Source organism: Roseburia sp. 831b (assembly GCF_001940165.2).
GTDB lineage: Bacteria > Bacillota > Clostridia > Lachnospirales > Lachnospiraceae > Roseburia.
In genome coordinates this window covers 264,079-276,547 of the sequence record NZ_CP135162.1, presented here as the reverse complement: position 1 = coordinate 276,547, position 12,469 = coordinate 264,079, and the positions used below count along the sequence as shown (strand labels likewise).

The 12,469-nt window shown below is 39.4% G+C and carries 10 protein-coding genes; all 10 read right to left on the bottom strand.

Annotation, left to right across the window (positions count from 1 at the left end):
- Positions 1-5: 5 nt before the first annotated feature.
- The 10 genes from BIV16_RS01190 to BIV16_RS01145 all read right to left on the bottom strand — a co-directional run bounded on the left by BIV16_RS01190 (position 6) and on the right by BIV16_RS01145 (position 12,125).
- A complete protein-coding gene (locus BIV16_RS01190) occupies positions 6-1,241 on the bottom strand; it encodes an IS110 family transposase (RefSeq protein ID WP_143524722.1) in 1,236 nt (411 codons plus the stop codon).
- A 602-nt stretch (positions 1,242-1,843) separates the two neighbouring features.
- Positions 1,844-2,419, bottom strand: a complete 576-nt coding sequence (locus BIV16_RS01185; protein ID WP_075679785.1) for a tyrosine-type recombinase/integrase — start codon at positions 2,417-2,419, stop codon at positions 1,844-1,846.
- A gap of 296 nt (positions 2,420-2,715) precedes the next feature.
- Positions 2,716-3,177, bottom strand: coding sequence for a hypothetical protein (locus BIV16_RS01180; protein ID WP_075679786.1), 462 nt, complete (start codon positions 3,175-3,177; stop codon positions 2,716-2,718).
- A 1,033-nt stretch (positions 3,178-4,210) separates the two neighbouring features.
- The gene (gene tnpC, locus BIV16_RS01175; protein WP_075680494.1) at positions 4,211-5,812 is read right to left on the bottom strand and encodes an IS66 family transposase; all 1,602 of its coding nucleotides are present in this window, start codon (positions 5,810-5,812) and stop codon (positions 4,211-4,213) included.
- A 279-nt stretch (positions 5,813-6,091) separates the two neighbouring features.
- Positions 6,092-6,454 carry an IS66 family insertion sequence element accessory protein TnpB gene (gene tnpB, locus BIV16_RS01170; protein ID WP_075680044.1) on the bottom strand — a complete coding sequence of 121 codons (363 nt, stop codon included), beginning with the start codon at positions 6,452-6,454 and terminating at the stop codon, positions 6,092-6,094.
- The gene (locus BIV16_RS01165; protein WP_075680043.1) at positions 6,444-6,833 is read right to left on the bottom strand and encodes a hypothetical protein; all 390 of its coding nucleotides are present in this window, start codon (positions 6,831-6,833) and stop codon (positions 6,444-6,446) included. Before BIV16_RS01165 ends, tnpB begins: the two co-directional genes overlap by 11 nt.
- A gap of 387 nt (positions 6,834-7,220) precedes the next feature.
- Positions 7,221-7,442: a hypothetical protein gene (locus tag BIV16_RS01160; RefSeq protein WP_075681986.1), complete on the bottom strand. Its 222-nt coding sequence runs from the start codon at positions 7,440-7,442 to the stop codon at positions 7,221-7,223.
- Positions 7,443-9,122, bottom strand: a complete 1,680-nt coding sequence (locus BIV16_RS01155; RefSeq protein ID WP_330546356.1) for a glycohydrolase toxin TNT-related protein — start codon at positions 9,120-9,122, stop codon at positions 7,443-7,445. It abuts the gene before it with no gap.
- Positions 9,123-9,161: 39 nt separating this feature from the next.
- The gene (locus tag BIV16_RS01150; RefSeq protein WP_075679788.1) at positions 9,162-9,809 is read right to left on the bottom strand and encodes a hypothetical protein; all 648 of its coding nucleotides are present in this window, start codon (positions 9,807-9,809) and stop codon (positions 9,162-9,164) included.
- A gap of 873 nt (positions 9,810-10,682) precedes the next feature.
- Positions 10,683-12,125, bottom strand: a complete 1,443-nt coding sequence (locus BIV16_RS01145) for an IS110 family transposase (protein WP_173664552.1) — start codon at positions 12,123-12,125, stop codon at positions 10,683-10,685.
- Positions 12,126-12,469 lie beyond the last annotated feature (344 nt).

Genomic DNA, 12,469 nt, shown 5'->3' with positions numbered 1-12,469 from the left:
TTGCTCTACATATTTTCACCAGCATTTTCCACTACTGGCATACGGTACTCCGTACCATTCTTCAACATTCCATAAATAATACTGATTAATCGTCTGGATATACAAATCAGTGCCTGCTGACTGCTCTTGCCCTCTGCCTTACGCTTCTCGTAATACGCACGCACTACTGGATTTCTTGGTGTTCCTTTTGAGGATACCTGCACCATCTGAATCGCAAGAAAGTAAATCGTAGCCTGCAATCTTCTGTTACCTTGCTTTGTAGCAAAATCCTTACCTTTACCGCTGGATGATAAATGAAGCGGTGCTATACCAGCAAACTGTGCCAGTTTATTGGCATTCGCAAAACGTTTGATATCACCGATTTCTGACAGTATCTTCACTGCTGTGATAACATTTACCCCTGGGATGGTTGTAAGTGTACAGCCCAGCATCTTATACATCTGTTCCAGCATCTTGTCTACTTCTGCCAGTTGGCTATCATAGTGCTGTAAATCACTGACAATGCTAAGAGTCACCATATCTCTGGCGTCTTGATAATCGATATTTTTTACTTTATCACCAGCTACCGCATTTAAGATATTTTCGCAGGTCTTGGTGGAACACTTGTTATGACTGACAGGAACAAGTTCCTCACGCAAATCCTCCACACTCTTACCCTTCAGATATTTTCTGGATGGGTAATGTTCCCAGAAATACAGTGCAGTAGGTCTGCTAATATCGTTAAAAAACGACTTATACGACGGATATGCAATGCATAACTGTTCATGCAACTGATTCACCAGTCTGGTTCTCTGCTTCATGATATTATCCCTACGATGCACCAGCTGACCAAGTGACCAGTAAGTGTCATTGGGGCAGGCATCTGGAAGTTTATCAAGCATATTTAAAGTTGCCAGAGCAATAGCTTCCGCATCATCACTGTCACTTTTTCGGTACATGGCACCTCTGTGTTTCGCCTGACGATGAGATATGGCGGTATTTACATCCTTAACCAGATACCCCTTATCAATCAGCCACACTGCAAGAGAACGACCATAACCATAAGCATTCTCAAGACCATAAACTACAGCTTTTCCATCAGTATTACATTTTTTTACTTTAGTAACCAGCTTAGGAAAATCGGCTGGTCTGTTGGCGAAAGTAATCTCGCCCAGTTTGTTGTTATAGCAGTCAATCATAACTGCTGTGTGGGTCTCTTTATGTAAATCAATACCCACGTAAATAAAATCTTCTTTAATCATTACATCAACTCCAATCTCAATGTTTGGCAAAACAGTGGCAATCTCAACTATTAAGCATCTTTCTCGGAATTACGCATCTTTTCAGCGACCAAGTGTGCAAGAGTGGTACAGCCTATCCACTTCTGGTCAGACGCAAAATATTCCAAACGGAATATCGCTGACTTTCATGGAGATGGATACTTCCTGCAGAACGCAGGTACTTCCAAAGACTTACGAATTGCTTTGAAAGTATGCAAAACACTCTGACGAGTGTCTGGATGTTAACTCTGAATACCGTCGTATTCAAGTTAATTCTGCTTTCTCTTAAAAGAAAAAGACATTGTAACCATACCCCAAATCCCTTATACTTTCAGCGATGTAGATTTACCAGCTGAGATGTTTCAAGGCATTTTATACACACCATATTTCCAGCTAATAGATTTGTGCCACCAACTCATATAGTTACTGCTGTTACTCCAGTTACCAATCATTCACGAAACAGATAATCCATCTTATCAACACACACATTTCTTGCTACCAGAGCAAAAGAAAACTGCACCCTACTGACAAAGTGCCATATAGGATGCAGTGATAAGAAGTTGTCTTTCATTTTTTAATTTATCTTAGCCAAGACAGACATTCTTCTGGATGGCATCTTCCAGTTCCTTACTACCGATACCGATATATCTCTGGGTCACATTCACACTGGAATGCTGGAGCAGGGTTCTCACCAGTTCGATATTGTAATGATTGTTCACATACACGTTTGTGGCGAAGCCTTTGCGGAAACTATGAGAGCCTACCCCGTTAAGAGCCAGATAAGAGCATACTGCCTTCAGATGCTTCAATACTGCTCGCTCGGTTATAGGGAACAGCTTCGTCTTGGAAGAAATATGATTCTTGTATGCATAATCCAAAACAAACTGATACACTTCATTCGGCACTGTGAAATTGCGATACTTATTAGTCTTCTGCTCATACATATCCAGACGATACCGACTGCCATCCTTCACAAAACTGTCTACCCTAAGTTGCAGGATATCCCCAACACGCAAGCCCAGATTATATTCCAGTACCAACACTGTGGCAATCCGCTCATTAGCCTTATACTGCACACCCTCATGCACAAAACCATTCTTCATGGTGGCAATAATCAGCTTGTAGGTATCTTCATCGATTGCTCTTGTTCTCTTATTCATTACACCAACTCCAATCAAATATCATCACAGACCAACCAGTAAAGGTCAGCCAAAATATGCCAAGTTCCAATAAGTACACCCAGATAGTTCCTAAAATTCACTAACGATACCACAGAACCCACCAGTACCGCCACAGTTCCTAAACCAGTACGAATAAGCACTTTGCTACGAAGCCGTAATTCGCCCAGTTTTCGATTTTTGCCCCACGGTGGCAAGTAGTACGCACCAAAGACCGTAAAACGCAACGTAGGGCATCGTACAAAGCCACGTGCCCCACAGACGATACCCCAAGCTGGTCAAGAACCACGTTTTAACACACCATCAGCAGAAAACATATGGCTCAGAATATCTAAATTCATCATCTCAAAACACTGATATGCATAATCCCACTGCTCATTACTCATCCTAAAACCTTGTGCCATTCTTGCCTTTGCCTTATATTCACTCTCCACCATGCCTCGAATAGCATTAGCTACAGCTGGTCTCCACTGCTTACCATTACCAATATCCAGATATGGTTCTGCCACAAAATGAACTGTTACACCACGCTCATGACAAAGCTTTGCAAATCCGTACACCTGATTCACTGATGAAAATCTTGTACAGCTAATTACATATACTACATCTCCACTCTGCAGAACCGATGTAAGTGCACCAAGACTTCCAGCACTGTAAATGTTATTGCCCCGAATCTTCTTACTTCTGAAAAACACCTTTGTTGTCCCATCATCGAGTGATGAAATAAAACCATATACCATAATTTTCTACCTCCGATTATTGATAGAAAACTTATGCCTATATGCGTCATTCTGAAAACAGTCTGTAGTTTCCAAAGTTCCTTAAAGCGGCAGGAAATGTTTAAAAGATTTGTTTAGATTTATACACTTTTAACATCTTGTTTCTTGATACCACACTTCATACTTCAGAAAATACGCAAAAAATCGAGCATATACAAAAATTCAAATACCATGATAAAAGAAATATTCTGCAGATTTATGGAACTATACAGTATCGGTGGATGAGCAGGTTTCTGGAGATATTAGTTGATTTGATATTCGAAAAATCAGAATGAATCGAAACAGAGGTGTGATGTTAGGAGGTGTGGATTAAGATTGGAAAATTTCGGTGATATCAGATACAAATAGTTTCAGATTGCTGGGGATTATCCGTGATTATCTTAGTTGTATGTATTTAAGAGACCCCAGCGAATTGTTAGCAACCTGTCTGTGAATGTCATAATTCATCTTGGAGTGAAACTTAATTGCAAACAAATCTTGAAAAAAACACTTGTCTTCCTATGTTTTCAAGATACATTCTGGTAGTTCTGTGCTATAAAAATGAGCAAAAAGATATCCTTCTCATGCCACCACAATATGAAGAAAACTAATATAAAATCTCGTATCGAAATAATAATGCAGGGTTCGATACTTGTTACGTAAAATCAGACAATATAAGGTTTCCTAGCACTTATCAAAACGTCAGTTCTGTGGAACAACTATATTTCTCCATTAGAGAAAATGCTGATACTGTATGGCTTTCCAGCATAGTCTGAAAACTTTGTCCGACACTTTGGTCTGAGTACAACGATTTCATTATACAGAAATGCATCTCTTACAACTACCGCTATAATGAAAAAATCTTCAATAGGATTACCGCTTTTTAGACCATTTTTTATGTCTGAAATACCACTTGTAATACTGACTTTTATAAAATACCCTTACCATTTATAAAGTAAACGCACCATAGTCGGTACTAATACTTGATTAGCCGCTCCAAAGAGCGGCGTTGGTTTTAAAGTTGCTTTCTGCATTCCTTTGGTAGCTTGTCTGACCAAGGAAGCAGATCTTCACAAAAACTTGCATCATGGTCATCCATGTGCTTTGGAATCTCTGTCAGAAGATATTCAAAGTAATTATAAGGTTTTAGATCGTTAGCCTTTGCAGTTTCTGCAATGCTGTAAATGATTGCACTTGCTTCTGCCCCTGCGATGGTATCAATCATAACCCAGTTTTTCTTGCCTACACAGAATGGCCGAATTGCCTGTTCTGCCGAATTGTTATCGATTGGCACTTCTCCATCTTCAAGGAATGTTCTCAAATACTTTTCCTGATTCAAGGAGTAAGTAAATCCATTTGCTGTCTTACTCTTCGGCGGAACAGACATGAGATTCTGTTTTGCCCATGCAAAATAAGCATCCACCAGTGGCTTTACAGTCAACTGACGATGTTTCAGGCGTTCATCCGGATTCATGTCCCCAAGCTTGTTCTCCTCGCGATAGATTGCTTGGATTTGCTTCAATGCCAGATATGCAAGAGACATTTTCTGGTTTGCCTTTGGTAGAGCCTTAACAGCCTCATCGAAGCGACGTCTTGCATGTGCCCAGCACCCAGCGATTTTCAGGTCTTCGCGTTCTTTTTCAATCGTATGGTAGACCTGATAGCCATCCGTCAGACAAATTCCTTGAAAATCTTTAAGAAAAGCTCGTGGATGACTGGCATTACGAGATGGTTGGTACTCGTACAAGATGATCTGCTTATTCAGATACATCTTTCCTGTACGGTATACCCACATGTAATGCTTATTTCCGGTAGTTCTGTTTTCTTTTGAAACAAGAACCGGAGTCTCATCTGCTTGTAAGACATGATAGTCATACATTTTCTCGTGCAGATAATCATAAAAGATTGAGAGATATCTCTCTGCACATAGAATGGTCCAATGAGCCATATCCGCGCGATCGATGTTAAGACCCATTCTTTGGAATTCCTGTTCCTGACGATAAAGAGGTGCTGCATTAACATATTTGGCATTCCAAATGCCTGCTAGCAAAGATGGTGAAACAAGACTGTTTCTTAGTAAATAAGCAGGATGATCTGCCTTTTTGAAATGATTGTCCTTTTTAGATTTATACACGCCAACGTGATGTTCTTCGATTTCAATCTTCATTGGGGTAAAACGATAGCGATGGTATACTTCATCTTCAAGCTGATACCAGCCATCTTCTCCGAATTCGTCGATTAACTCGTCTTCCGTCATCTTGTGTTCAACCGGAACGATTGGAAGACCTTTGATGTCAGCAGCGCGTTTCCCCTTTTTCTTTTTACTATGAGGTTTCGATGTTTCTTCTTCCTCTGAGCATTCAAGGGCTGCAACAGCTTCTGCTTCATTAAAATAAACGATATTGCCATCAACCTCTAAGAAGCTGATCTGGTTATCTACATCAAGTTTCTCAGATGACTTCCCAAAACGGTTATTGTTCAATACAGCGACCTGTTCCAACAACAGTTGCAGTTTCCGATCAATATCTTTGAGTTGTGATTGTTGTGCCAAAAACAGTTGAATAAGGGTAGCCTTGTCAAAATTATTCAATTGTTCTTCTGTATATTCCATCGCCATAATGTACCTCTTTTCTAAGGTCTATTATAGCGGATATGGACTTAAATTGCGAATGTTGTTCGTTTCAAAATTCGGCAAATTGCCTATGCCTGTAAGCTCCCACAAGGGATTTGTAGACCTTGTAAATGCAGAGTTTTCAAAACAATGGATATAAATTACAATTACCTAAAAGCGCAATAACACGCTAATAATGCAGAATACTGGACTTACAGATGATTGTAATTACCATATTAGAACCCAGGAATGATGCCCCTGAAATTTCTACCTTTTGCACAATCATTATGCCATATGTTCTGGCGGTCGGATCTCTTGAACCGTTTTCTTTGGAAAAATTGTTAGACCTTCCATGAGCCAACGAAATTGCTGACTGGTAAGTGCTCGTACTTCGGATTCATTTCTTGGCCACACGAAGTTCCCTTTCTCTAGGCGCTTATACAAGAGCAAGAATCCGTCCTTTTCCCACACCAATCCTTTGATTCTGTCAGTCTTGCGACCACAGAAAAGGTAAAGCGTATCAGGAACGTACGGGCTACTTCCTGTTTTGGATTCGATGATAGAAGCTAATGAATCCAAGCCAAAACGGAGATCCGTGTAGCCGCAAACGATATAAATCTGTTTAAAACAAGTGGCATCATTCAACATGGGCAAGCACCCCAAGAACTTTTGATAAAAGTGAAGATGATGTGTTTTCTGTAACACGAAGAGTCACACCATGCGCTGAAAGTTCAATAAATGATTCATCGCACTCTTGATTTGTTTCTGCAAAAGAATAATTACCATTTGTCATTAGATTGGTAGGAACAGGAACAATCGCTTGTTCAACAACCTCGCTTGGAAGCGAATCCAAACAGGCTTTGCGAACCTGAGTCATTCGGTAATAATAGTTTGCGGTGGTAATAGAATGTTCCTGACACCATTCGCTGACAGACATTCCAACAGGCCGATTGTTACAATCTTGAATCATTTGAGCCCATTCTTGTATACGACAATTGCGTGATGCTATAGATGTTTGAGATTTCATAATAGAAGCCCTCCTTGTGTCAAAAAAGTTTAGACTAAACTTTTTAGACTAAACTTTTTTGATGAATATTAATTGTTGGGTCTATTTTCTCAAATTTTCATAGCACAATCTATATACGCACTATGGTGCGTTTACTTTATAAAAATACCTTCACAGAAAAACGCACCCTTTCGCAACATTTTGTTACTAAGAGTGCGTTACATCAGCATGTCATTTTTCAATGTTCGTTCGTATACCCAACTCGGCAAAATTTCGCTAGTGTCTAATAATTAACATCATGGATTCTTAATTGCTTCGCAACAGCCATGATGGTTAATTAATAGACGTGCAAGAGTTATAGGTTGTTGGGAGTCCGAAAGTATAACCATAATAAATTTAATATGTTTTTTAATTCATCAATTGGTCATACAAAAATTGACACGCATCATTTTCAGAGTCAAAAATTTCATTTGTTGTCTTAATACCTCTTTCTAAATAATAAACAAACCACTTATCCTGAATTTTTTCCAAGCATAAACATTCATCCTTTTTTCCCTGTCCTGTCAGATTATAAATATAATCTGGAACTCCAGCTATTTTTAGTTTTTTTTCTAATACCTCTCTAGTCATTTATTTAATCTCCTTTATATAGCCTAATTTTTTTAATTTTTTAATATTATTGGGTAATTCATACTGTATTCCACCCCCAACTTGTTCAAATGCAGGAGCAATCTCAGATATTGTAACGTTATCAATTGGTTTTAATACTTCATATTTATGGTATGCATTTGGATTCTCAATATATGGAAGTGCCCTTTGTTCATATGGTACTCCTGCTGGTGATGTATATTTTCCCCATTGACTTCCATATCTGTCAATAATTGTCCCTGCAGGAATAGTTTGGTTTTCCTTGATTGTTCCTGGTACTCGCCCACCATTTGGTGCCCACTTTTCCCAATCAATATTTCCATCTGCATCTAAAAATTTAGTATCTCTTACAACTAATTCATCAGTACCTATAGCTTTACTACCACTCTTTACAGCCGAACCCACATCCGCATCATTTAACACTGCGCCACCGTCAGCTCCCACATCCCCAAGCTTCGGTTTCGCCAGTCTCTTCGCTCCTGCTTCAATTCCATTCAGTCCTTGCGCAGTTGCCATACTTGCTGCCATACCTGCTATCATTCCTGCGGTCTGGTTTCCGGTTAAATCTGTCGTATACTTCTGGGCTCCTGCACCTGCTGCTGTCGCAATTCCTTCTTTTGCAACAATTGTCGCCCCACTCCGGAATGTCAGATTTCCTGCTGAGGCCGCCTGACCGATTGGAATCATTGCGGATGCTGCAAACGCAAAGACACTTTCTGTCAGATAATATGCTTCCTCATTTCCCTGGAATACCACATCTTTTAAATCATTTACTGCGGTACTGTCAATATCTCCGATGCTTCCATAATAAATATCCTGGGCACCTTCCGCAGAATCTGCTGCTCCAAAAATAGTCGTTCCGGTTCCCACAGCCACTCCAACCGCTGCAACAATGGGCGACGCTGCACCTGCAGTTGCAATAATACATGCCACCCCAACACCAACCAATACGACTCCGCCAACGGTCTTCCACACTCCCTGCGTCTCACGTTCTTCTGCTGCATCCTTTAGGTTCTGTTCCGCTTCACAGATTGCATCATATACATCTTTATTGTCTTCATGCTGCTGATAAAACAGTTCACTGATATTGGCAAGTGCATACACGTCCTTATCTGTATAAAAACTGTTGCTTTCATAACTTGCAATTGCAGCTGTGTTCAATCCGATTTTTGCAATACAGGTATTCAGACTCGATAGTAACAATTCCACGGAATTCTCCAGTGCTGTCACGGTACTGCTCTCATGGTTCTGAACTTCTGTGATAAGATTTAATAATTCCTGATCCAACTGCTCATGTAGTTCTAAGACACCATTCGTACTTGGTGTACCAACACCCGATATATCCGAAATGCCAGAAACTGCTCCCTGTATTTTCCCGGTATAAGACTCCGTATCCGAATAATTAGTGCTTAGTTTTGTCCGAAATGCACGGATTGCCTCCTCGCTAAGTTTAAAATTTGTAGAATTGTCGATATCATAATACCCGGCTTTGTATAATGTCATGTTGTCAAGCAGGTTCTGCGCTGTGACTCTTATACTTGAAAGCATTGTGATATGTACATCGGTCAGATAACTTCTTACTGCATCTCCTGTTTCTCCGGTAAACACTGCATTTTTTATAAAAAAATTGATGCCGTTCTCACAAGTATCAATTTTATTCATCAGATTCTCTAAAAAGGCTGTGCATATTATGAAAATTTTTCAATTTAACATTTTATGCTGAAACTTTACTTTTTTATACAGTTTTTCTAATGCTGCTTTCTCATTTTCAAATGTCCATTCTGCTGTCATTCCTCTTTCGTTGGTTTGATAAACTTTCCATAACTCTGTATTATTATCAAATCCGTAGCCCATAACAAAATCTGCATCTGTAAATTGTTTTAATACTATTTTCCACATACCTATGTCATCTTTATATGATAATATACTAGAAATTAATTCATCTCTATCCATTCTTAATTCTCCTCGTATAATATTCCTATTTTTTTTAGTATTTCTCCGCCAAAAGTGGTAATAATTTGTCCCGCTCCGCCAGACATATCTCCCCCATTCTGCCGCTAAACCTTTTATCCCATAAGTTGCATCTATTCCATCTCCCAACTCTTTATTAACTTGTGATATAAACGAATTATAACTATCACACAATTCTTCAAAATCATCCAAGTCCCATTTAGATATCCATTCATTTCGAAGCAACTCATTAAATATATCTATATCTCCATTTTTTATTGCATCAATTTTGTCAAAATAAGACGCACTATTAAATGTCCCTGTGTGATAAGCCGCTTCATTTTCCACATAAGGAATTGCCCTTGCACTATATGTGCAGTACTGCTGTTTTAGCATCATATATCATCTCCGTCTACAAATGGGCGCGTATCTTAAGAACCTCATCCTCTAGTTCTCTTACATGCTACACATTTGTATCAACAATAGCTTCTTCAATTTGCTTCTTTTTCTACCCAGTTAGCAATCATACTTGGATTTGTAATTCTTTTTTAGCTCTAAATCTTGATACAAAATTTCACATGATAAATATAATTTTACAACAAAAAGTTATTCAAAAGAATAAGTTTCTTTTTCCAGAAGCGCTGAAAACCTTTATCGCCGAAAGAATTGTAATTATTAACCCATATTCAAATAATCTGTGTGTCCTGAATTTTAAATTTATTTGTAAGATACAAGTGACCTTCCTATTCTGTCAAGCCTAAATCTATTGATTTTACTGGCTTTGACGATATTTATTTACCTCAAAACAAGAGCCGAGAGTGATAGATATCGTAGTATCTTGTACCGAATAGCTGATTAATGGGTACACTTCTTAAAGCATCCTCTTTCTTCGCTTTATAAAGGCTATTTTCCCTCTGATCAACTATGATGATGAACCTTCCGTGTCTAAGGGGATCGTGTCCCAACTTCCTTCGTCCCATCTACCATACACTGAGTGCCAGCCAAGCTCCTAAACGGGGTCTTGCCCCACGGAAATAACCGATGCCGGCTACAGCTCTTGTTTTATGTTTGATTGTTACTGACCAGCATTCACCTGTCGTGGTACTGATTTACTCAGTGGACGCTATACCATCTCAGGCTCTTGTTGGTCTTTTGCAGATGCAGTCTGTTCCGGACTCCATCATTTACGGGTTTCTGTTCCAGAACCCTGTCCAGTCTCCGATGCATTCCATCAGCCACTCGACAGAGTTCTGGATTTGATTCTTTTATTTACTATGCTGCCATTGGTACCTGTGAAGCTGCCAGATGTTTGATATCTTTCAACAGTTTCTGCGGATCATAAGTTGTTCCTGTCTTTAGAATCGTGTAAATCACCCTCAGTATCTTGCAGGCTATCACAACCAGTGACTGCATCTTTTTCAGCGGATTGTTGGTTCGTGTTGTATAGTACTCATGTAGCTGCTTAAATTCATCTGCATGCGACACCGCTGACTTTGCTGCCTGGAACAGCCAGTACCTAAGTCTCTTGCGTCCTCTGTGGCTGATTTTTGTCTGTCCTTTATGCTTGCCTGAACTGCATGCCACCAGCCCCATACCGCTTAGTTTCTGGATTTCCTTCACATCATCAAATCTGCTGATATCTCCCATTTCTGCCAGTATTCCAGCCAGTATGTTTTCACCTACACCTTTGATTTCAAGTATGTTTTCTGCGTAAGGTATTTCCCTGCATTTTTCATGTAAAGTACTTTCAATCACAGCAAGCTGCTCATCCAGCTTCAGGATCTGTTCTGCATACCATTTCACTGCTTCACGCCCTGCATCCGTTCCATCCGTTAATCCCACACTTTTCTCTGCATAGCTCACGATTTCATTGGCTCTGCTGTAACCGCGTCCTCTTAGTTTTACATTGTGCCAGATATTTTTTATGCCTTCTGCTCCCAGTGCTGTGATATCCGATGGGATAGCTGATACTTTCAGTACTTCCAAAGTAAACGCTCCATCTATTTTTCCAAATGCGTCCATGTATTCTGGAAAATAGATTTTCAATTCTCGGTGAAGACGATTGATATTTCTTATCCTGTCTTCGGTAAGCTGATCCCTGAACATGGAGAGTCTTCTCATGTCTGCGTAAACTTTTTCTGGAAGATAAGGCATTCCGTAGTTTCCATCTTTCACAAGATTTGCAATCAGTTTCGGATCTTTTCTGTCATCCTTGACCTGGCTATTGTCTTCTATTTCTTTACTCTGCTTTACGGCATATGGATTTACCTGGACAACGCTGATTCCGTTTGAAATCATCCATGCAGCCAACGCAAACCAGTAGTGACCTGTCGGTTCAAGACCCAGTACTATCTGTTTCTTATCGTGTTTTGCCGCAAGTGCCAGCACCCATGCCTTGGCATTCGCAAAGCCTTCTGAAGTATTGCTAAACTCGAATGCTCCGCTGCTTAACTCTCTTCCTCTGACATCGATTGCCCTAATATAATGATTCTCACTACCTATATCGCATCCTACTATAAGCATGTCATCCGTAATGAAAGAGAGTTTATCGTTCTTGGCAAATTTACCGTTTGTTTCAAGTTCACGCCAGGTATAGGATCTCAGTTCTTTTTCTACCACCTCTATTTTCCTGCTCAATTCTTCTTTTGACAGAAGCTTTATTGCCTGATTTTCTACATTTACTTGCTTTTTTGTTCTTCTTGCTTTAACATTCATCTTGAATACCTCTTGTGTTTTTAGATTTTACCAACTGGCAGGTCAGTAATAATCTAAATTTACTTGAGGTATTCTTTTTGGTCAATTCCTTTTACTCTTTAAAGTATACAGGAAGCTCCTTCTCCGTTAATACAGTCATCTACCACTTTTTTATTGCTATATTGATTCATAAAAATACCGGCCTCCAATCGTTAGATTTTTATGTCTAGCTTTTTGGAGCCGGTACAATGCGCTCTTCTGTCATGTCATTTTTTATTCCGCTTCAATCATTCTTGTTTATTTGTATGAATTGGCTATATTTAAAATATTATCTTCAATAGATACGTCTCTCATATTTACCTTAA

Coding starts and splice junctions, on each gene's coding strand:
- BIV16_RS01155 (WP_330546356.1), bottom strand. CDS start 9,122: ATGAATAAAATTGATACTTGTGAGAACGGCATCAATTTTTTTATAAAA.
- BIV16_RS01150 (WP_075679788.1), bottom strand. CDS start 9,809: ATGATGCTAAAACAGCAGTACTGCACATATAGTGCAAGGGCAATTCCT.
- tnpB (WP_075680044.1), bottom strand. CDS start 6,454: ATGTTGAATGATGCCACTTGTTTTAAACAGATTTATATCGTTTGCGGC.
- BIV16_RS01145 (WP_173664552.1), bottom strand. CDS start 12,125: ATGAATGTTAAAGCAAGAAGAACAAAAAAGCAAGTAAATGTAGAAAAT.
- BIV16_RS01180 (WP_075679786.1), bottom strand. CDS start 3,177: ATGGTATATGGTTTTATTTCATCACTCGATGATGGGACAACAAAGGTG.
- BIV16_RS01185 (WP_075679785.1), bottom strand. CDS start 2,419: ATGAATAAGAGAACAAGAGCAATCGATGAAGATACCTACAAGCTGATT.
- tnpC (WP_075680494.1), bottom strand. CDS start 5,812: ATGGCGATGGAATATACAGAAGAACAATTGAATAATTTTGACAAGGCT.
- BIV16_RS01190 (WP_143524722.1), bottom strand. CDS start 1,241: ATGATTAAAGAAGATTTTATTTACGTGGGTATTGATTTACATAAAGAG.
- BIV16_RS01165 (WP_075680043.1), bottom strand. CDS start 6,833: ATGAAATCTCAAACATCTATAGCATCACGCAATTGTCGTATACAAGAA.
- BIV16_RS01160 (WP_075681986.1), bottom strand. CDS start 7,442: ATGACTAGAGAGGTATTAGAAAAAAAACTAAAAATAGCTGGAGTTCCA.